Origin of the sequence: Kluyvera sp. EC_51 (assembly GCF_019584505.1) — a bacterium.
Classification (GTDB): domain Bacteria; phylum Pseudomonadota; class Gammaproteobacteria; order Enterobacterales; family Enterobacteriaceae; genus Kluyvera; species Kluyvera sichuanensis.
The window spans coordinates 40188-61848 of the sequence record NZ_VDAG01000122.1; the positions used below are offsets into that span (position 1 = coordinate 40188).

A 21661-nucleotide genomic window follows, 5' to 3' on the forward strand; every position below is an offset into this window, starting at 1 on the left:
TGCTCCTGTTTATACTCAGCACCGTTCAGACACATCAGCGCATCTGAACTGTCGGGCGTAGAGTTACCAGTGCCGAACCGGACCGGTATCAATATGCACAAAGTTGCTACGTGGGTAATATCCTACACCACCTGCGCGCATAGATAACGCTGCTTTGCGTATATTACTTAATGAAATACCTTCAATATGGAAATCCATTGCCTGACCTTTCGTGTGATAGCTCTTTTTCGCTACCCCACTGCTGTGCGCTCGCAGCTCATTATTGGTATCGAGGGAACGATACCCGGAGATTAATTGCACAGGCTTATTTGTTCCTAATAATCCCTGAAGGCGATAGAGCTGATCAAACAAAGAAGGATCGATGCTCTTTATTTTATTCGCGCGATAGTCACGGAAAAAATGGTTTAGTTTTGCTAATTCATCCTGAATATAGCCTCGGCCGTCAAAAAACTCGGCTTTTAGCAACTCGCCCGTATGTAGATTACTCAACGTTAAAATACGTGGACGAGGGGTCGAGAGGGTCGCAAGTGCAGGCGTGGGTAAGATGGCGGCAGCGCCAAGCGCAACCCCACCTAACGCCAGCAGTTTGCGGCGATTAGCGTCAAATTTGTCCATGATAATCAGGTCTACAGTCAGTAAATGTGATCGAAATATATGCACTTCTGGCGCACGTATTGCACCTTACCGGGCATCAAAGCCAGCGTCAAGGCGGCCTGTAGCGCAGAATCACCAGCCCCAGGCGTTCGGGACTGGTATCTACGCTTTTTATTCGACCACTACATTACCTGAACTACTTCATTTATCTGATTAATTGTTCCGCTTTTGGCAGAATTTGTGCGCCGGATCGCGCCGTGACATCGTAATTGTAAATATCTGTTCGATATTGTGTCTGACCATCAGCGCCAACAAAGGCAGTCAGATAATAGAGATTAACCGGAATATTCTGCCGGATATTAACGTATCTCGTATTACCTTCCTTCAGCGCATCAGATATACGCGCGTCATTCCAGCCTGCATCCTGTAACAGCATATTTGCTAAATCAGAGGCTTTATTTACCCGCACGCATCCCGAACTTAATGCCCGCGCATCTTTCTGGAACAGATTATGGTTAGGCGTATCATGCAGATAAATCGCGTCTGAGCTTGGCATATTAAACTTATAGCGGCCCAATGAGTTATGGTCGCCCGGTGCCTGCTGGAAACGGAACGGTAAATTCGACGGCGTGATCGTTGACCAGTCCACGCGCCATGGATCGATGGTTTCTTTACTGTTCCACCCACGCAGCACGGTATAATTGTGGCGCTCCAGATACCCTGGATCATTACGCAGTTTTGGCAGAATATCGTTGCGCGCCAGCGTCGGCGGTACGTTCCACGGCGGGTTAACCACCACGTTATTCAGCGCGCTGCTCATCATCGGCGTTTTACGATCCGGACGCCCCACAATTACGCGTGAGGCCAGCGCTTCGCTGCCATTGAGGTAGTAGACCAGCGAATACGCCGGAATGTTGACCATAATTCCGGTCGAGACTTTCCCCGGCAGCAGGCGCAGTCGTTGAATATTCAGCGCCAGCACGCCTGCACGTTCTGCGGAAGAGACGTTAAGCCAATCGCGCGTTGAAGCACCGATCACCCCATCTGCCCCTAAGCCCTGCGCCGCCTGGAAACGCTTAACCGCATCCACCAATTGACGATCGTAGGCCGCTGGTGCGCTCTTCGCGGCTTTTTTCGTTTTGCCGACGTTATCCCCCGGTAGCGGGATCGCCGGACTGGTATCCAGCATGCCGTTACGCTGCAGAATTTCACGCAGCGCAGGCACATCGTTGCTCCACTGCCCCGGCCGTAGCACCGTCGTGGAGGTCAGTTTCGGCCACGGGCGGGTATCTCCCACCAGCGCCAGCAGCGCCTGATGCATCGCCGCATACTGCGGATGCTTCGGCGCCAGCGCAGTAATAAACGGCACCAGAGAGCCGTTATCCAACGCCATTTGCCATTTATTCATCACCGACAGCGGTGGCGTCGCCAGGGTATAAGGTTTATCGCTGTACAGCCAACGGTTGCCCTGAACCGGAATACCGCTAATAAAGTGCAGATAGCCCATCAGCGCATCGGAGAGCACAACGTCGCGAGCCATGCCGCTGACGTTAGGATTCGTGAGCAGTTCAACCCATTGGGTAAACTGCGGCTGGAAACCGGCAATGGCCACTTCCGCCAGTTGCTGCTGGAAGGCGCGAACCGCCTCGCGGTTCTCCCACATCGGTTTCATCTCGCGGGCGGCGTAGAGCGTCACCAGCGGGTTCATATAGACGGGTTGATAACCGGCAGGCAGTAGCGACTGGATCTCAGTACGGCTTTTCGCCGCCGCGCCATCTGCTAGTGGCTTAGTGCCGACAAGGTTTGCCATCACGGGCGATTGCGCGCCCGGCTGGAGCAGCACCGGAGAAGGTTCTGCAGGCAGTGCGCTACTGTCAGACGGCACCAGTTCTGGCTCGCCCGCAGCAGCGGTAAACAGTGGAGCAAACGTCATTGCCAGACACAAACTTACCGCTGACAACCGACGACCATTTTCTTTTTTCAGCAACATCCCTTGCCCCCTGTTAAATATACAAAGACCCGTAACGTGGGCTCACCTTCAGTATATAAAGACAAAAACTATTTTGCCCGGTGAAATGTAAAGAAGTCTAAAGATAATAACGCGCTATAGGCTAAATACGGATAACAAAAAAGGCGACATAAATGTCGCCTCAGGTTCTGTTTTTCGGATTAAACGCCATTTACCGGGCGCGCTGTGCTCACCCGGGCGACATGCTACGACGCGTCGGCGGTGCCTGGCAGCGTTTCCGGCAGCTGGGCGGCAAAGCCGCGCAGGCCCACCACGTGAACGTGTTCGTGGTTATTCACCACTTTACGTACCAGCTTGTAGGTGGTGCCTTTCTCTGGGCTGATATTTTCCGGTGCCGCGATAATCAGCTGCATCTCCAGACGTTCGCAGAGCTCGAACAGCGTGGCGATAGAGCGGGCATCCAGACGCGCCGCTTCATCGAGGAACAGCAGACGGCACGGAGACAGGTCTTTACCACGCAGACGCCGCGCTTCATCTTCCCAGCTCTGTACCACCATCACCAGAATCGACATCCCGGTACCGATAGCCTCACCGGTCGACAGCGCACCGGATTCCGCACGCAGCCAGCCGTCGGAACCACGGTTAACCTCAACTTCCATCTCCAGATAGCTACGGTAGTCGAGCAGCTCTTCACCGATGGTCTGCGGCGTACGCTGACCCATGTCGATTTGCGGATTCAGGCGCTGATACAGCTTCGCCAGCGCTTCCGAGAAGGTGAGGCGATTGCTGTTGAACAGATCCTGATGCTGTTCGTGCTGTTCAGAGAGCACGTCCAGCAGCGTCGAGTGGGTCTCGCGCACGTTGACGTTCAGACGCACGCTGTTGACCTGACCAAACGACACGCTCTGCAGGCCCTGGTTCAGCTGGCGAATACGGTTCTGCTCGCGCTGAATGGTCTTGCGGATAATGTTCGCGACGCTTCGGGAGCTGATCGCCAGCTTCTGTTCGCGGTTGGTCAGCTCTTCCGTCAGGCGGCTCAGTTCGATTTCCATCTGTTCGATGGCTTCAACCGGGTCGTCGGTGCGGATGATATCCTGGCGAATACGCTCGCGCAGGTGCTGATAAACGGCGACGAAGAACTGGATCTTACGTTCCGGACGTTTCGGGTCTTCCGACATGCGCAGCACATCGCGCAGGTGTTCGTTATCCGCGACGGCCAGACGCAGCGCACCCAGCGCCTTATCCGACATGGAGCGCAGATCGTCGGCGGAGAGATAGGCCAGCTCGCGGCGGTGCAGACGACGTTCAACGTTGTTGTCTTTCACCAGACGCATCACCGCACACCAGCCCGCTTTCGCACTCACCACCTGTTCGCGCATTTCGAGGTAATCACGTTCCAGCTTGCGCAGCTTACGGGTCAGGTTATCCATCTCTGCTTCGCAGAAGGTCAACGCTTTTTCCAGCTGATTGCGGCGCGCACGGTTGTTGCTCAACTGCGCGTGCAGTTCGTCGCGACGAATACGCGCGCGCTCTTCGGCACCCGCATCGGCGCGCACACCAATATCTTTCAGCTCTTTATACAGATCGTTGAGCAGCTCTTTTTTGGTGTCATAGGAGCTTTTCAGCGACGCCAGCACCTGGCTGTACTGACTGACCTGTGCGGCGTGAGTACGCAGCGCTTCACGGGCGCGGCTACGCTCGCTTTCCGCCTGCGCCAGACGTTCGCGCAGTTTTTCGTTCAGATCGCTGTTGCCGGAGAGCATCTCCGCCGAGTCAGAGTAGCCGAAGTGCGCACGACGCTGCACCACTTCCGTCAGGGCAAACGCCTGCTGACGCGCTTCGCGCTGCACCTGCTGTGACCAGGCATAATCTTCTTTCAGCTGTTCAAACTGCTCCGGGTCGTTCTGCAGAACAGCAACGATCGGCTCCAGTTTGGCCAGCTGGTTGCCGTGCTGCTGAATGAAGCGCGCGGCTTCCTGAGCTTCGTCCAGACGCTCCTGGATTTCTTCCACGCGGTCGGCCAGCGTCTCGTCAGCCAACAGGCTCAGACGTGGCAGCAGGCGGTTAAGCTGGGCCACGCCCTCTTTCGCCTGTTCGTACTGCGCCTGCTGCTGTTGGTTGTCGCTTTCGTGGCTGCTGAGCGCACGTTCCAGTTCATTGCGACGGGTGTTCAGTTTGCGGATTTCCGCTTCCGGATCGTCCTCAAACGCGACCGACAGGTGGCTGCCGATAAAGCGACTGAACGCCTGATGCAAACGCTGGGTTTTCTGTACGTCGAACGACAGGGTCGCAAAACGTTCGGACAGCCCTTCACGCTCGGCGTGCAGGCTCTCAATGCGGCTTTCTCGTGCAGCACGGCCAAACAGCGGTAGCGATGGGAAGCGGGAGTAACGCCACTGGCGGTCGGAGGTTTTTACCACCACCGCTTTTTCCAGCTCATCGACGTTGAACACGCTGTCATCGAAGGACTGCGGATCCCCTTCAATCAGATAGAGATCTTCCGGGCAATCATCCAACCCTTCCAGATACTCGGCGATCTGCGACAGATCCGGCACCACAATGGCGTGGCGAGACGGCCCGTACAGCGCAGAGAAGTACGGCGCATCATCAAGGCTGACATCATCATAGATTTCGGACAGCAGCACGCCGCCAAAACGTTCCGCCAGCGCATTCAGGCGCGGGTCTTCGGAACCGCCCGGCTGGCTAAGACGCTCAATTTCGTCATCCACCGCACGTTTACGCGCGCCAACTTCGTCACGTTCCACGATGGCTTCGCGTTCGCGTTCCAGCAGTTGTTGCAGGTATTCGGTCACATCCTGGCTGGACTCAAACTGCTCGCCGCTCTGTTCACACAGCTGGTTTAAGCTGTTTTGCGCTGCCAGCCAAACCGGCGCACGGTGCATCAGCGCGGAGATGCGCGATTGCAGCTGTTCTTGCTCCTGGCGCAGCGCCATGCGCTGTTCGCGGGCATCGGTTACGCAGTCGCTCAGCGCGGCAATACGCGCTTCCAGTTCGTGATGCAGCTTTTCGAGTTCGTCGATGCCGTACTGTTTGCCCTGGCGCTTACAGAAGTCAGCCAGCAGACGTTCAGCTTCCTGCTGCTCGCGCAGACGCTGTTCCAGTTCGTTCAGACGGCTGCGTAGCGGTTGCGCCTGCTCCGCCAGGTGGCGCTGGTTAACGCCGTCGCGCAGCAGTTCACGCGCCACTTCCCAGGCTTCATTACGTGCCAGCGGCCCGTTAATAGCTTCAACAATCTGGAAAGCCTGTTCAAACTGGCTGTGCGCGGTTTGTGAAACGCTCATTTTCTGTTCGAGCGTCAGCAGTTTTTCCGTTGCTTCCTGCTCTTTGGCCTGGAAAGTTTCCAGCCACTCATCTGCACTTTCCGGGGTTAAGTCCGGCAGATGACACAGGGCTTTTGCACGCTCCAGCGCTTGCAGCGCCTGCGTGTACTGAATGGCGCGGGTCTGCTGTACGTCCAGCGCCTGCTGGTAGTCAGCGAGCTGGCTTTTCAGCTCATCCACTTCCAGCTCGGCGGCTTCGGCGCGCGCTTCGTTCTCTTCCTGCTGCTCGGCAGCTTCGGCAACGACTTCGTTCTGTTCTTCCAGACGAATTTGCAGCTCGTCTAAATCCGCTTCGTAGCGTTCAATTTTTTCCTGCTGGCGCAGAGCGGTCTGCACCAGGTTCAGATGGTCGCTGGCGGCCTGGTGATCGGCTTCCAGATCCCCTTCTGCCCCGTTGTGCTCCTGTAGCTCACGGGCCATATCGACGTGCTTGTACTGCTCGGCCGCCAGCTGGGAGCGGGAGGTGAACAGTTCGCGGCGATATTCCAGCGCCTTATCGAGGTGTACACGACGTTCGTTGGCGTGGCGCATGTAGTCTGCTGCCACGTAGTCAGTCGCTTCAGAAATCAGGTGCTTAAACAGGTCGCGGTCAGATTGGGTAACGCGAATCGCTTCCAGCGTCATACGGTTTTCGCGCAGCGCCGCTTCCATATCCTGGAAGGCTTTACGTACACCGCTGTTTTCCGGCAGCAGGTAGTCACGCAGCGAGCGGGTAATGGCGCTGGAGATACCGCCGTACAGCGACGCTTCAATCAGACGGTAGAATTTACTACGGTCGGACGCAGAGCGCAGACGGCGTGCGACGATGCCCAGATCGAACATCAGCGCATGGTAGTCGGTAATCGAGTTGAACTGCTTGAACTGCACGCCTTCGATAGTATCGAGCTTGTCTTTCAGCTCCTGCAGGCTCAGCACGCGCGCCTGACGTTCGTTCATCGTTTCAGTCAGCAGCTGCGTCGGCTGGATGGAGGTCGGCAGACCCTGAATAGCAAACGGCTTGATATCGACCTTACGGTCACGCCCGGCAACCTGCTGCAGACGTACGCCTACGACCACGCGCTGGTGACGTGAGTTCATCACATCCAGCACGGAGTAACACACGCCAGCTTTCAGCTTACCGTGCAGGCCTTTATCGCGAGAACCGCTGGTGGCCCCGGCTTCCGTGGTGTTACGGAAGTGCAGCAGGGTTAAGTCTGGGATCAGCGCCGTGACGAAGGCTGCCATGGTGGTGGATTTACCGGCACCGTTACCGCCCGAGAGCGTGGTCACCAGTTCATCTAAATCGAAGGTACGGGCAAAGAACCCGTTCCAGTTAATCAGCGTTAGCGAACGAAATTTACCGCGATCGATCATTACTCTTCCTCCCCGCTATCCTGCTGATTGTCGTCGTTCTCGTCATTGAGCTGCAGATGGTTTTCGATAGCCATCGCTTCGCCATCGCGGATCATGCGCAGCTGCGCTTCCCGCGCGTCATCGCCGGAGCGAACGTCAGCACCGAAGCGGAACACCGATTCGGTAATGCGGAATTTACTGCTGTCGTGACCCATAAACCACACCATCCCAAGACGGCGCAGGCGGTTGAGCGAGGAACGCACTTTCTCCTGCAGCTTCTGACGGTCGAGGTCAGAACCCGTGGAGCGGTTGTTGACCAGCTTCAGCAGTTTGGCTTCGTCGGCCAATGCCAGCAGTTCGTCATACAGTTCCTGCTGGGTGAAGATACCTTCGTTCGCCAGACGCTCCGGGCTGAGGTAGAGGTAGCAAAGGATTTTGCCAACCATCATGTCCAGTTCGGATAAAACCGAGCGCGGAATCAGCGTGGTGGAACGCGGGCGCAGGTAGAAAAACCCTTCCGGCGCACGAATCAGCTCCACGTTGTAGCGAGCATAAAACTCTTCCAGATACTCCTGGAAATCCATCAAAAAGGCGTGGTTGTCCAGTTCATCCAGACCGATGTGACGACCAGCGCGCAGCGCGCTATCCAGCGCAGGGAAAAGGGGGTTGGCCAGGGCCTGTGCCAGTTTAACCGGCATCACTTGTTCAATATTTGTCGATGACATGCGCCTGTACCTTGGCTCCGTAATCATTAATCGACTGCCATTTAGCCGGCAGTCCGGTGAAATCGGCTTGCGCCACGCCCAAACGTACTGCCTGGTCTACCACGATCCTCGCCACGTCGAAATGACGCGCACGCGGGTACTGCACCAGGTACTCTTTCACCACCAGACCGAGGTCCAGCGGCAGCTGTTTGGTTCGATAAATAGCCAACTGTTCTTCAATTAGCGCGGCGAGCTGTTCGCGAATTTCGTTAAATTCTTCGTACTCTAAATCCGGCGGAAGTTCCCCGGTGACCTCTTCATCACGCAGCGTCATCTCTTCATCACGCATGTCCAGCAGACGGTCAGCGCTGGCGTAGGTGAGCGCCCACGGCGCGTCGAAGTAAGATTGCACCGACTGGCGCAGGCGCTGAGCAAAGACGCGGTTTTTATCCATGTCGATAGCGGTACGGATAAATTTATGCACGTGGCGGTCGTAGCCAATCCACAGGTCAATCGCCTGCTGGCCCCAGCTCACGATGCGGTCAAGCTTGCTTTGCAGATCGAACACCAGCCGATCGACGAAGTGCAGGTCGTTATGACTCAGCGTCGCATCCTGAATGCGCAGCAGGTTAGCCTGCAGCTTATCGCCCGCGGCATCCAGCGTATCCTGCAGTTCACGCAGGGTGCCGGACGTTTCAGAGAGCAGCAGTTCACAGCTGGAGATTGCCGCGCGCCAGTCTTTATTCAGCAACTGCGCGATGTCATCTTTCACCGACTGCTGCTGTTCGTCCATGATGCGCTGCGTCAGATCGATACTGTCAAAAATCTCCGCCACCGAGTACTTCAGCGGCGCGTAAACGTTACGGTGCCAGTGGAATTCATCGCCGCCCTCGTCGGCAGAATCCGCCGCGCGCTTCAATTCGCTGGCGACAATCGACAACTGCATGGAGAGGCGCAGGGTAGAGAATTCACGCTGGCGAATATAGTAGTCGGTAATGCCAATCCCCAGCGGGGTCAGACGATAGATGGCGTTCCCTTCCGTGATTTCGCTGGTAAAGCGGTTCAGCAGACGTTGGCGAACCAGGTCGTTAATCGCGTTATTGGCGCGAGTGCCGATGGTTTCACTGGTTTGCTCAAACGCATCACTGACGTGACGGAACGCATCCACCAGCTCGCCTTCCGTCATTTCACCTTCCAGTCGCTCACCGTTCAGCGTTGCAATAGCCAGCAAAAATGAGAGCCTATCGACAGGTAGCGAAATGGCGAAATCATTTTTCCTGGCCCAGGCAACCAGTTCGGGGACTGTCTGGGAAAATTCACTCATCGTTTATCCTTGTTTCTGTCTGCGGCTTCAGCGCGGTGACATGAATATAGCGCCCCAGGCTAATATAGGGTTCCTGGCGGCAATAGCGCGTTTCAAGCTCCAGCAAAATGTCAAAGCTGTTCTTTTGCATCTGCTTATCGCGCAGGTAATCATGAAACACCCGCACGCCGGTTTTCCCGTTAATGTGCCAGCCCATCTCTTCCAGCCAGCCATAGACCAGCTGCGGGTCGCGCGGGTAGTTCGGCGACAGCGTGCGTCTTTTCTTTTTCGGCATGCCCAACGCCACATAATCGAAGTTGCCGACCACCATGTTACGCATCAACAGACCGTTTGCATTGTAGAACATTAATGATAATGCGCCGCCCGGACGCAGCACCGACCACAGCGTTTTGAGCACGTCCTGCGGTTCGGCCACCCACTCCAGCACAGCGTGAAACAATATCAGATCAACCGGGCTTTCCAAATGCTCCGCCACGTCCTGGACCGCGCATTGTACGAAATGCATGTTGTGGCTCACACCTTTCTCGCTGGCGGCCTGAGTTGCCCGTTCGATCATTTCAGCGGAAAGATCGCACAGCGTTACATGGTGCCCGCGCTCCGCCATTTTGATGGCCGTCTGGCCTTCGCCGCCGCCGGCATCCAGGATACGCAGCGGCTGCGGCCCCATTCTCGCCAGCAGGGCGTCAAGATCTTGCCACAGAATAGCCTGGCGCAGCTGTCCCTTCGTGGTGCCGTATATATTGCGGGAAAACTTATCCGCAATGTCATCGAAATTGCGATCCTTCACAGGACATCCTCACATCGCCAGTGGCAAAGGGGCTATTTTGTCACACCCACGGCGATAATGAAGCTATCTGGTGTAATATCGCTGCATTCATACAGTCGGATGGTTAAAAAAGGTACGGTATCGGATGCTTTTTACGCTGAAAAAGTATATCGGCGGCATGATGCTGCCGCTGCCCCTGCTTCTATTGTTGATAGGTTTGGGAATAATCCTGGTCTGGTTCACCCGCTTTCAAAAATTGGGTAAAGCCGGGATTACCCTGGGATGGTTAGCGCTATTGCTGCTCAGTCTACAGCCCGTAGCCGATGGGCTACTTAAGCCGATTGAGGATAAATATCCCACCTGGCACGGCCAACAGCCGGTGCAGTATGTGGTTGTGCTCGGCGGTGGCTACACCTGGAATCCAGAATGGGCACCAAGCTCGAACCTGATTAATAACAGCCTACCGCGGCTGACGGAAGGCATGCGCCTGTGGCAGGCTAATCCGGGTTCGAAAATGATCTTTACCGGTGCACGGGCCAAAACCAATACGGTGAGTACCGCAGAGGCAGGAGCGCGAGTGGCTGAAAGTCTGGGCGTGCCGCGCAGTGAGATTATCGTGCTGGATACGCCGAAAGATACCGAAGAAGAAGCTAGCGCCGTGAAGGCCGCGATCGGCGACGCCCCCTTCCTGCTGGTCACCTCCGCCTCGCATCTGCCGCGCGCGATGATCTTCTTCCAGCACGCCGGGTTACACCCGTTGCCTGCCCCGGCCAATCAACTAGCCATTACGTCGCCACTCAACCCATGGGAGCGCGCGATCCCTTCCCCGGTCTGGCTGATGCACAGCGACCGGGTCGGATATGAAACGCTGGGGAGAATCTGGCAGTGGCTGAAAGGGGATTCAGGCGAGCCAGGGGCGCAGTGACGTTGCAGCAAGGTCAAAGTTGGCGCGATTGAATTTGCCGGTATTGACCAACTTCTCAACTTCATCCCATAGCAGATAGAGCCAGCGCCGCCAGAGAAACGCTTCCGCCACCGGCGCGCGCTGGAGATAGTGCCAGAGCAGCTGTTCCGCCTGCCCGCTTTCGTGCAGACGGAACAGTTCATACTCCCGCGGTGCCCAGAGAATCGCCCCCGGCCCCACCATCGCCAGCAGTTGGTCGCTACGTGAGTCTTTTAGCATGCTGCGCAGGGTCAGATGCCCGTGCACCAGCACGCAGTTATCGCTAAAACCCTCAAACAGCGCGTCCAGACACTCGCGAGTACGGAACAGTAGCCGTTTATCCTGCATGGTCAGGCCGGTATTCTGGTAGAGATTGAGCGTCCCCCACAGCACCTCAATGCGCTGGCGATACCAGTGCGGCCAGCTATTTTCCTGCGTGCCGTCAACAAAGCCCACGCTGCCCGAACTGTCTACCCGATGCCACGCCAGCAGCGCTTCAACGATTTGATCTTTCAACGCTTCCCAACGCTGTGGGTTGCGGGTTGGCGCCTCCACCGGCACGCCGCGCAGGCGCTCAAGCAGCAGCACGTCCGGCCCCGGATGCTCTTCATGAGTCATCACCCCGTACACCACCGGCATGCGTACGGTACCGCTGCGTGCCAGCATGGAGATTTTCCACGCCAGTTGACGCGCCACGCCCGGCGATAAAAAGCTCCGCGCCACCAGCGGCATCGGATTTCCTTCGGCATCATAAAGCGACCACAGCGCGGTATCCGTCTGCTCGTTGATACATTCCACGCGGCTGAGCGATTCGCCCAGCAGGTGGCTCAGTTCTGCACGTAGCTGTTCCATGTCGATTACCCCTATAAAAGCCATTGCTTTCATAATGAGCATATGAAAAGTGAATTTCACCAGACAAGATCAAAATTGCAACAGAAAGTCAGGAAATACTCAGGCGAGAATAGCCCCCCGCGATGGAGGGGCGGGAGGATTACTTCAGCTCGGCGCGAACGCGCTCCAGGTCTTCTGGCGTATCAACACCCGTTCCCGGTACTTCTTTCGCCACGGCAACGTGAATTTTTTCGCCGTACCACAGCACGCGCAGCTGTTCGAGCATCTCAATGTGCTCCAGCGGGCTCGGTGCCCAGTTCACGTAGCGGCGAATAAACCCGGCGCGGTAGCCGTAGATACCAATATGGCGCAGCAGCGTGTCGCCAATTTCCTCACGGCTTTTGGCAAAACGATCGCGATCCCATGGAATGGTGGCGCGGGAGAAGTAAAGCGCATAGCCGTCCTTGTCCATCACCACCTTCACCGCATTCGGGTTGAAGGCTTCTTCGGCGTCATGAATCGGTACCGCCAGGGTTGCCATGCCGGAATGGCTGGCCGCCAGATTTTCCGCCACCTGACGGATAATCACCGCTGGGATCATCGGTTCGTCGCCCTGGACGTTAACGATAACGGTGTCATCGCTGAAGCCGCATTTCTCGACCACTTCCGCCAAACGTTCGGTTCCGGACTGATGATCGGCACGGGTCATGCAGACTTCACCGCCCGCCGCTTCCACGGCTTTTGCCACTTCGGCATGATCGGTCGCCACGATGATGCGATCGGCCCCAGATTCGCGTGCGCGTTCCAGTACGTGCACAATCATCGGCTTACCGTTGATATCCTGTAACGGTTTACCCGGCAGGCGCGTAGAGGCGAAACGAGCCGGAATAATCACGACAAAGCTCATGGGCGATTCTCTTCAGCAGCTAAAGCGCGGGCTTCGTTTTCCAGCAACACGGGGATACCGTCACGCAGGGGAAACGCCAGATTATCAAGTTTGCAAATCAGTTCTTGCTTGTCCTGGCTATAGTAGAGTTTGCCGTTGCAAACCGGGCAGGCAATAATTTCAAGTAGACGGTGATCCATGGTTCCTCCTGATGGGCCGTATCGAAAACCAGTGCAGCATATCATAGAGCGCTACCGGCCTGCGTCAATCTCCCAACCGTGTCGTTGTTCATTAAAGAGTTTTTCGGCAACCGTACCGAGCGTCACCCGCGTCGCCCCCTGCCAGCGCGCAAAATCGTTAATCGCCAGCCTCAGTCCCTTTTCAAGCTGCTGACTAACGCGTACGCCCGCTTCCAGGTACAGGGCAAAAATCTCCAGCACACCGTCAGCACGATGCATTTTGCTGTCCATGCGCCCGACGATCTCCCCGCGATGCAGCAACGGCAACACAAAATAGCCGTACTGGCGTTTCGGTGCCGGCGTGTAGCACTCAAGACGGTAGGAGAAATTGAAGAACTGCTCTGCGCGTTTGCGATCCCATACCACGGGATCAAATGGTGAAAGCACCGCGCTGTGCGTGGCATTGAGCTTACCTTCGAGCGCTCGCGTCAACTCAGGCAACAAACTATGGTGAAGCCACATCTCGCCAAGCTGGTCGACGTTGACCGGAATCACCAGCTGCCGTTCCTGCCACCCGGCCAGCAGTGCGGCTAAGTCTGGTCGACGCAGGCGATAATAGTCCGCCAGCCATTCGGGGCGAAAAATGCCCAGGCTACGGGCGCTGTTTTCAAGCATCACGGCTTCAGCCTGCGGTTGCGGCAGCGCCTGTTTTTTATCATCCCAATGTGGCATAACCCGTTCGGTCAGGTCGTAGACGCGCTGGAAGTTACGCCGCGCAATAACCATCACCTCCCCGGCGGTAAACAGCCCTTCGAGATGGCGCTTGTGCGGTTTCCATTCCCACCATCCGCTCTGCCCTTTACGCGGATGGGTAAAATCGGCCGAGCGAACCGGACCGTTTTCAGCAATATGGGATTTCAGGGCGGCGATGTCATCGGCATGTTCGTCCATCCAGCTTTGATGATACTTCCACCCCATATTATGCGGTGACAGCATACGGTGACGAACCAGCGGGAAGTCGCTACGTGGCAGGAAGCAGGCTTCGTGCGCCCAGTACTCCATCAGCTCGCCGCGAGACAGTGCGTCATCAAGCCAGGCCGATGGGTAAGCACCAAGGCGGCTGAACAGCACCAAATAAGGACTGCGCGCCACCACGTTGATGGTGTCTATCTGCAACAGGGACATTTGTCGGATGGCAGGAAGAATATCGCCCGCTTTAGGCTGACGGCGCGGGCGGGTTAGCAGCCCCTGCGCCGCAAGGTGAAGATGGCGCGCGGCACGAAGGCTAAGGTGAATTTCAGACATGCGGGCTCCCAGACGATCGCCCGCCGCCGTTTAGCGTCGAGCGAGGGTAATCAGTTCCTGAAGCAGCGTCTGCGCGCGGTCGCCGGAAAGTACGGCATCGACCGGCAGATACCACCAGTTTTCCTGTGCAAAGTGACGGCATTTGACCGCGTCTTTTTCCGTCATAATAAGCGTTTGTCCCGGCTCAACCAGCGCCTGAACATCTGCTTCGGTTAGCGCCTGGTGATCCGCTAACGCAACCGTACTGACCGGATTCACACCACAGGCGTTCAGCGTGGCAAAAAAGCGTGGAGGGTGGCCGATACCGGCCATCGCCACCGCATTTTGCAGATTCGACACGGGCTGGCGTTCGCCGGTCAGCAGATTAATGGCATCACCGGGCTGCAGCGTCATCGGAATTTCACCCGACTGCGCGTTGCCGCCGTTGACGATACGGGCATCTACCGTTTCCAGTCTTGACGCCCGCTCGCGCATCGGACCTGCGGGCAGCCACCAGCCATTACCAAAGCGACGCACGCCGTCGATAACCACAATCTCTTTATCACGAGCCAGCCGATAGTGTTGCAGACCATCATCGGTGACAATCAGTTGCAGGTCATGAGCCGCCAGCAGCGCTTTCACCGCATCGACTCTTACCGGAGAGACCGCCACGGGCGCGCCGGTGCGCTGGAAAATCAGCACGGGTTCATCACCCGCCTGCGCCGTGGTGGTTTCAGCGGTTAATAGCAGCGGATAATGCTCCGCTTTACCGCCGTAGCCACGCGACACCACGCCAACGCGAATGCCCTGACGCTGAAGTTGCTCCACCAGCCAGATAACCACCGGCGTTTTACCGTTGCCGCCCGCCGTGAGGTTCCCCACCACAACCACCGGGCACGGCGCACGCCAGGATTTCTTAATGCCTAGCTGGTAGCACAGGCGAATGATGCCGCTCACCAGGCCATATAGCCAGGAGAGCGGCAGCAGTAAACGCCAAAGCGGCGATTCGCCCGACCAGATTTTCGCTATCATTCGCCAAACTGCATTTTGTGCAGTTGCGCGTAGACGCCACGATGTGCCAACAGGTCTGTATGGCTTCCGCGTTCCACGATCTGACCATCTTCAACCACGATAATCTCGTCGGCTTGCTCAATGGTCGACAGGCGGTGGGCGATAACCAGCGACGTGCGGTTTTTCTGCAGTTCGTCGAGGGCCGCCTGAATTGCACGTTCGGATTCGGTATCCAGCGCCGAGGTTGCTTCATCGAGGATCAGGATAGGGCTATTGCGCAACAGCGCGCGCGCAATGGCGATACGCTGGCGCTGGCCGCCGGAAAGCAGCACGCCGTTTTCGCCAATAATCGTATCCAGACCGTTATCCATCTTATTGATAAAGTCCATCGCATAGGCCATACGAGCGGCTTCTTCAATCTGCTCACGGCTGAACTCGTCGGTTCGAGCGTAGGCAATATTGTTCGCCACCGTATCATTGAACAGGTGCACGTTCTGCGATACCAGCGCAACCTGATTACGCAACGAAGTCAGCTTGTATTCACGCAGGTCGTGACCATCGAGCAGGATTTCACCTTCATCAATGTCGTAGAAACGGGTCAACAGGCTGGCAATGGTCGATTTACCCGAACCTGAACGCCCTACCAGAGCGACCGTTTTTCCTTCCGGAATAGCCAGATTGATATTTTTCAACGCCGGAGTTTCACGACCAGGATAGGTGAAAGTCACATTGCGGAATTCAACGTTGCCTTTCGCACGTTCAACGTCCAGCTTGCCTTCGTCTTTTTCCTGCTCGCTATCAAGGATAGAGAACAGCGTCTGACAGGCCGCCATCCCACGCTGGAACTGCGCGTTGACGTTGGTTAACGACTTCAGCGGACGCATCAGCGCAATCATGGAAGAGAAGACCACGGTGATGGTACCGGCCGTCAGGGTTTCCATCACGCTAGGGAAGCTCGCCGCGTACAGTACGAACGCCAGCGCCAGCGAAGCAATCAACTGAATAATCGGGTCAGAGATAGAGGATGCTGAGACCAGCTTCATGCCCTGCAAACGCATTTTGTTGCTGACCTTATCAAAGCGGTTGGTTTCCACTTGCTGACCGCCGAACATCAGCACTTCTTTATGCCCTTTCAGCATCTGTTCAGCGCTGGTGGTCACCTGCCCCATCGTGTTCTGCATGTTTTTGCTGATGCTACGGAAACGCTTAGAGACAACGCGAATAGCGATCGAAACAATAGGTGCCAGAACGATAAGAATAATCGACAGCTGCCAGCTGTAATAAAACATCATAATGAACAGGCCAATAATCGATGCCCCTTCACGCACTACGGTAATCAGCGCGTTCGATGAAGAGGAAGCCACCTGCTCAGAATCATAGGTAATACGCGACAGCAGGGTACCGGTCGACTGTTTATCGAAGAAAGAGACCGGCATTCCCATCATATGACCGAATAACCGGCGACGCATAGTCATCACGACCTTGCCGGAAACCCAGGAGATACAGTAACTCGAGATGTAGCTTGTGATACCGCGCAGGATCATCAAACCAACAACGACCAGCGGCATCCACAGCAGCACCGAGCGATCCGTTTTACCAAAACCATCATCCAGTAACGGTTTAAGAAGCGATAGCATGAAGGTATCGCTGGCTGCGTTAAGGATTAACGCAACGCCCGCCACGAATAGCCCTGCTTTGTACGGCGCAATAGTCGGCCAGAGTCGGCGGAAGGTCTGCCACGTGGAGAGATCTTTGTCGTTCTGCATTCAAAAAACCAGCTTGTGTTGAAATAGCCGCATATTCTACCCGTTATCGCGAGTCTCGCCAAACCACTGATGATACCAACGAGGTAAAAGTTGATCTCGTAAGCCTTCAATACGCCAGCCATTCGCACTGAATGTCACGGTTATCTGCCCCTGATGCGGGGTATCAAACCAGGCATACTGACGCTGGAGATAGCGAGCCCTCACTTTTGCAGAAGGCAGTCGCCACGCGTTATAGCGGGATGCGGAAGCCAGAGCGGCAGCGCCGCCCACCCGTTGAATCAGTGCCATACCCGAGGAGGTCGAGCTGCCATGATGTGGAACCTGAATAATTGTAGACGCAAAAGACTGCCAGAAACGGCTAATCATGGCCATTTCTGCCGATAATTCAATATCTCCCGTCAGCAGAATGCTGTTCTTCCCATCATCTACCCTAACCACACACGACCCGTTGTTACCTTTTGAGGACTGCCCCGGCAGCGGCCAGAGCGCCTGAAAGGTGAGTCCCTGCCACTGCCAACGTTCGCCGCGAGCGCAGAGTTGATGACCCGCCCACCCCAACGGACTTTTGATCCACGCCTGCGGCCAGGCTTTTTGCAGCGACAACAATCCGCCTCGGTGATCCAGATGATCGTGGCTGAGAATGATTCCCTGCGGTGTGAGTTGATGCCAGCGTAGCCAGGGAATAATCAACTGCTCACCGCTATCGCCCTCCGGCCATGCCAGGCCAGTATCATAGAGTAAGGCTTTATCCCCCCGAGAAATAACCATCGCCAGCCCTTGTCCTACGTCCAGCATGATGACCTGCCAGCGATCTGGCGGCGTTTTTCGCCAGATGGGAAAAGAGAGCAGCACGCACAGTGAGAGTACTAAAGCGGGATACCGAAGCCAGCCGTGTAGCCGCCACAATGCTAATGCCATCCACGGCAGCAGAGAAACACCTAACCATGCGCTTCCGATATTCCACCACCCCGCAGGCAGCAAGCGCAGATAGCCAAACACCGCCGACATGACTCCATTGCCAGCGTGCCATGCTGCCATTTCCACCATTATTGGCCCGCACAGGTGCATCAGCATGGCAAACAGAATCAGCGGGACCGCCACAAACGTCACCACCGGAACCGCAATCAGGTTTGCAAAAAGCGACGTCGTGCTGACGCCATGAAATAGCAGGATCTGCAGCGGAGCTAACAGCAACATAAGCCCCAGTTGCAGATGGATAAGACCCACCAGCGGACGCAGCATGTGGGGATAGCCTTCCGTTGGCAGCGGGGCCCACTGGTACCAGAAGATGAGCGTGGCGACGGCAAATGCCGACAGCCATAGGCTATCGGAAAGCACCGCAAGCGGGTCGATAAACACAATTGCCGCCAGACAGCAAAGCCACACCTCCCACCCCGTCCAGCGTCGACCACTCAGGCGTAAGGCGCACCAGATCAGCGCCGCCACAACGGTTCGTAGCGCTGGAGGCTGCATTCCGGTCAGCCACGCATAGGCAAACCCGCTCGCCAGCGAGATGATTAACGGCAATCGCCAGTTGATAAGCCAGCCGGGCAGGAAAAACTGGATGCCGCGGATGAGCAGCCAGCCAAGCGATGCGCCCAGCGCGATATGCAGCCCGGAAATCGCCATAAGGTGTGATGTTCCGGTCTCCTGCATGAGCGTTTTGATCTCCAGCGATACCGACAGCCGCTCGCCCATACCCAGCGCTAGCATCACCTCCCGCCAACGAAAACCATCCAGCGTCGTTTGCAGCGACGCAAGGTACCGAGCGCGCAGGCTACAGCGGTTATCCAGTATCTGCGCCGTCACCATACGGCCGGTTAACGGGCGGTGTTGCGATAAGGCGTAGCGCTGGGCGTCAAATCCACCGTCGTTAAGCTGCCCATGCACCGCCCGGGCGCGAATCGTCATGCGCCAGCGCTGCCCCACGCAGGGCTGTTGCGGCAAATAGTTGCCATACAGTGTAATCAGAGGGCCGGGAAACAGGCGTTTCCCGTCCAGGTGCGTTATCTTTCCCTGATGCGTTGTTTGCCCATCGCTCTGCGTCAGGACAATCTCAACCTGACGGTTTTTTCCTGGGATAACCTCAGCGGGCCATTGCACCTGCCATGCCGACAGCACCCCCCAACAAAATATCAGGCCGGTGATGCTTGCAGATTTTCCTGACGGTACACACAGGCCTAATGCTATCAACGCCGCGATAGCGAAATAGACGACACTAAGTGAGGGTAAATCTGGCAGTATGGTCAGCGGTAAAATGCCAGCTAACGTGCAGCAAGCAAGCCCAGGTAAACGCATCAACACCTCCTTGTTTCCTGGAGTGTCGCGCGTGCAGATAGTCCTGTCTTGCCGCAATTATTCCCATTGCGAAGCGGATTCCGAAGAAGATTCGGGACGTGCAGAAATAACAATGAAAATGCGGGATGGGTTCCAGATAGCAGCCCAGGGCCGAACCGCAGACATGAAAAAAGCACCCGTAGGTGCTTTTCTCTCAACCAAGTTTATCGCCAGACGGCGGAAGAAACTCAATCGTAAATATTGGCGCGATCGCGCAGTTCTTTACCCGGCTTAAAGTGCGGCACGTACTTGCCTTCCAGTTCCACTTTGTCGCCAGTCTTCGGGTTACGCCCGGTACGTGGTGCTCTGTAGTGCAGAGAGAAGCTGCCGAAACCGCGGATTTCAATGCGCTCACCCTGTGCCAGGGTAGAAGCCATATGCTCCAGCATCTCTTTCACCGCATCTTCCACTGCCTTAGCAGGGATATGGGATTGCTGGCTGGCAAGTCTTTCAATCAATTCTGACTTGGTCATGATTCCTCCGGTTTCCTTTCAAGGAAAATTAGCTAACAGCTTATTAAACAAGGGCGGCCGTAGCCGCCCTTTGTGCTAGATTACAGGCTGAAACCTGCAATCTGTCAAGTAAACTCATCACATTTCAGGTTGTTAAACCCGAATGCGTAAGATTACTCGCCTTTAGCTGCTTTGAATGCTTCAGCCATTGCGTTGGAGAAATTGCCTTCTTCCTGTTTGTTGTTAACAGTAGCGATTGCATCTTTCTCGTCAGCTTCGTCTTTAGCACGTACGGACAGGCTAATTGCGCGGTTTTTACGATCAACACCGGTGAATTTAGCTTCAACGTCGTCGCCAACGCTCAGAACCAGAGTTGCATCTTCAACGCGGTCACGGGATGCTTCAGAAGCACGCAGGTAACCTTCAACGCCGTCGGCCAGTTCTACGGTTGCGCCTTTAGCGTCAACTGCAGTGACTTTACCGTTAACGATAGCGCCTTTCTTGTTCAGAGCAACCCAGTTGTTGAACGGATCTTCTGCGAGCTGTTTAACGCCCAGGGAGATACGTTCACGTTCTGCGTCAACCTGCAGAACAACTGCAGCGATTTCGTCGCCTTTTTTGTATTCACGAACTGCTTCTTCGCCTGCAACGTTCCAGGAGATGTCAGACAGGTGAACCAGGCCGTCGATGCCGCCGTCCAGGCCGATGAAGATACCGAAATCAGTGATAGACTTGATTTTACCTTCAACACGGTCGCCCTTGTTGTGGGTTTCCGCGAACTGCTGCCATGGGTTGTTTTTGCACTGCTTCAGACCCAGGGAGATACGACGACGTTCTTCGTCGATATCCAGAACCATAACTTCCACTACGTCACCAACGTTAACAACTTTGGATGGGTGGATGTTTTTGTTGGTCCAATCCATTTCGGAAACGTGAACCAGGCCTTCAACGCCTTCTTCGATTTCAACGAAGCAGCCGTAGTCGGTCAGGTTGGTCACGCGACCAGTCAGTTTGGTACCTTCTGGATAACGCTTAGCGATAGCTACCCATGGATCTTCGCCCAGCTGTTTCAGGCCCAGAGAAACACGAGTACGCTCGCGGTCGAACTTCAGCACTTTAACAGTGATTTCGTCGCCAACGTTTACGATTTCGCTTGGGTGCTTAACGCGTTTCCAAGCCATATCGGTGATGTGCAGCAGGCCGTCAACGCCGCCCAGATCAACGAATGCACCGTAGTCAGTGAGGTTCTTAACGATACCTTTAACTTCCATGCCTTCCTGCAGGTTTTCCAGCAGCTGATCGCGCTCTGCGCTGTTTTCGGATTCGATAACGGCACGACGAGAAACAACAACGTTGTTACGCTTCTGGTCCAGCTTGATTACTTTGAACTCAAGCTCTTTGCCTTCCAGGTGCAGAGTATCACGCACTGGACGAACGTCTACCAGGGAACCTGGCAGGAACGCACGAATACCGTTCAGCTCAACAGTGAAGCCACCTTTAACTTTGCCGTTGATAACACCAACTACAGTTTCAGCTTCTTCGTAAGCTTTTTCCAGCGTGATCCAAGCTTCGTGACGTTTAGCTTTCTCACGGGACAGCAGGGTTTCACCGAAGCCGTCTTCTACTGCATCCAGAGCAACGTCAACTTCGTCACCAACCTGGATTTCCAGCTCGCCCTGGGCGTTTTTGAACTGCTCTGCCGGAATGGCAGACTCAGATTTCAGACCGGCGTCAACCAGTACGATATCTTTGTCGATAGCAACAACAACACCACGAACGATGGAACCCGGGCGGGTTTCGATTTCTTTTAAGGATTCTTCAAACAGTTGAGCAAAAGATTCAGTCATGTTTAATCTTCAGGTTAATATTAACGTCCACCTGACACCATGTCGGATGGGGTTGTTTCACATACCCGCTGTCAATCCATTGCAACGGGGGTACT

At 55.6% G+C, this 21661-nt stretch carries 16 protein-coding genes; 1 reads left to right on the forward strand and 15 read right to left on the reverse strand.

Annotated elements, in window-relative coordinates; translation table 11 throughout:
• Positions 1-63: 63 nt before the first annotated feature.
• The 6 genes from FHC49_RS23705 to cmoM form a co-directional block, all read right to left on the reverse strand.
• Entirely contained in the window at positions 64-615 is a 552-nt protein-coding gene (locus FHC49_RS23705) for a YcbK family protein (RefSeq protein ID WP_185666553.1), read from the reverse strand.
• A 184-nt stretch (positions 616-799) separates the two neighbouring features.
• Positions 800-2584, reverse strand: coding sequence for a L,D-transpeptidase (ldtD, locus tag FHC49_RS23710; protein ID WP_220441006.1), 1785 nt, complete (start codon positions 2582-2584; stop codon positions 800-802).
• 224 nt (positions 2585-2808) lie between these two features.
• Positions 2809-7257: a chromosome partition protein MukB gene (mukB, locus tag FHC49_RS23715; RefSeq protein WP_220441007.1), complete on the reverse strand. Its 4449-nt coding sequence runs from the start codon at positions 7255-7257 to the stop codon at positions 2809-2811.
• Positions 7257-7961, reverse strand: coding sequence for a chromosome partition protein MukE (gene mukE, locus FHC49_RS23720; RefSeq protein ID WP_185666556.1), 705 nt, complete (start codon positions 7959-7961; stop codon positions 7257-7259). The genes mukB and mukE overlap by 1 nt, the downstream gene beginning before the upstream one ends.
• Positions 7942-9264, reverse strand: coding sequence for a chromosome partition protein MukF (mukF, locus tag FHC49_RS23725; RefSeq protein ID WP_035892424.1), 1323 nt, complete (start codon positions 9262-9264; stop codon positions 7942-7944). Before mukF ends, mukE begins: the two co-directional genes overlap by 20 nt.
• Positions 9257-10051 (reverse strand): tRNA uridine 5-oxyacetic acid(34) methyltransferase CmoM, encoded by a 795-nt coding sequence (cmoM, locus tag FHC49_RS23730; RefSeq protein ID WP_185666557.1) that lies wholly within the window; start codon positions 10049-10051, stop codon positions 9257-9259. Before cmoM ends, mukF begins: the two co-directional genes overlap by 8 nt.
• A 124-nt stretch (positions 10052-10175) precedes the next feature.
• Here cmoM and elyC point away from each other — a divergent pair, with 124 nt between their 5' ends.
• A complete protein-coding gene (elyC, locus tag FHC49_RS23735) occupies positions 10176-10955 on the forward strand; it encodes an envelope biogenesis factor ElyC (RefSeq protein WP_220441008.1) in 780 nt (259 codons plus the stop codon).
• On the opposite strand, the gene FHC49_RS23740 is transcribed toward elyC, so the two are convergent.
• From FHC49_RS23740 to rpsA, 9 genes are all read right to left on the reverse strand, one after another.
• Positions 10932-11825 carry a YcbJ family phosphotransferase gene (locus FHC49_RS23740; RefSeq protein WP_185666559.1) on the reverse strand — a complete coding sequence of 298 codons (894 nt, stop codon included), beginning with the start codon at positions 11823-11825 and terminating at the stop codon, positions 10932-10934. The genes elyC and FHC49_RS23740 overlap by 24 nt on opposite strands.
• 139 nt (positions 11826-11964) lie before the next feature.
• Complete coding sequence (kdsB, locus tag FHC49_RS23745) at positions 11965-12711, reverse strand: 3-deoxy-manno-octulosonate cytidylyltransferase (protein WP_185666560.1); 747 nt, start codon at positions 12709-12711, stop codon at positions 11965-11967.
• Positions 12708-12890, reverse strand: coding sequence for a protein YcaR (gene ycaR, locus FHC49_RS23750; RefSeq protein ID WP_185666561.1), 183 nt, complete (start codon positions 12888-12890; stop codon positions 12708-12710). Before ycaR ends, kdsB begins: the two co-directional genes overlap by 4 nt.
• 51 nt (positions 12891-12941) lie before the next feature.
• Positions 12942-14174 carry a winged helix-turn-helix domain-containing protein gene (locus FHC49_RS23755; protein WP_220441009.1) on the reverse strand — a complete coding sequence of 411 codons (1233 nt, stop codon included), beginning with the start codon at positions 14172-14174 and terminating at the stop codon, positions 12942-12944.
• 30 nt (positions 14175-14204) lie between these two features.
• Entirely contained in the window at positions 14205-15185 is a 981-nt protein-coding gene (gene lpxK, locus FHC49_RS23760) for a tetraacyldisaccharide 4'-kinase (RefSeq protein ID WP_185666563.1), read from the reverse strand.
• Entirely contained in the window at positions 15182-16930 is a 1749-nt protein-coding gene (gene msbA / locus FHC49_RS23765) for a lipid A ABC transporter ATP-binding protein/permease MsbA (RefSeq protein ID WP_185666564.1), read from the reverse strand. Before msbA ends, lpxK begins: the two co-directional genes overlap by 4 nt.
• A gap of 36 nt (positions 16931-16966) precedes the next feature.
• Positions 16967-19228 (reverse strand): ComEC family protein, encoded by a 2262-nt coding sequence (locus FHC49_RS23770; protein WP_220441010.1) that lies wholly within the window; start codon positions 19226-19228, stop codon positions 16967-16969.
• A 227-nt stretch (positions 19229-19455) separates the two neighbouring features.
• On the reverse strand, positions 19456-19740 hold the full coding sequence (gene ihfB, locus FHC49_RS23775) for an integration host factor subunit beta (RefSeq protein ID WP_015965094.1): 285 nt from the start codon (positions 19738-19740) through the stop codon (positions 19456-19458).
• A 152-nt stretch (positions 19741-19892) separates the two neighbouring features.
• A complete protein-coding gene (gene rpsA, locus FHC49_RS23780; RefSeq protein WP_185666566.1) occupies positions 19893-21566 on the reverse strand; it encodes a 30S ribosomal protein S1 in 1674 nt (557 codons plus the stop codon).
• Positions 21567-21661: the final 95 nt, after the last annotated feature.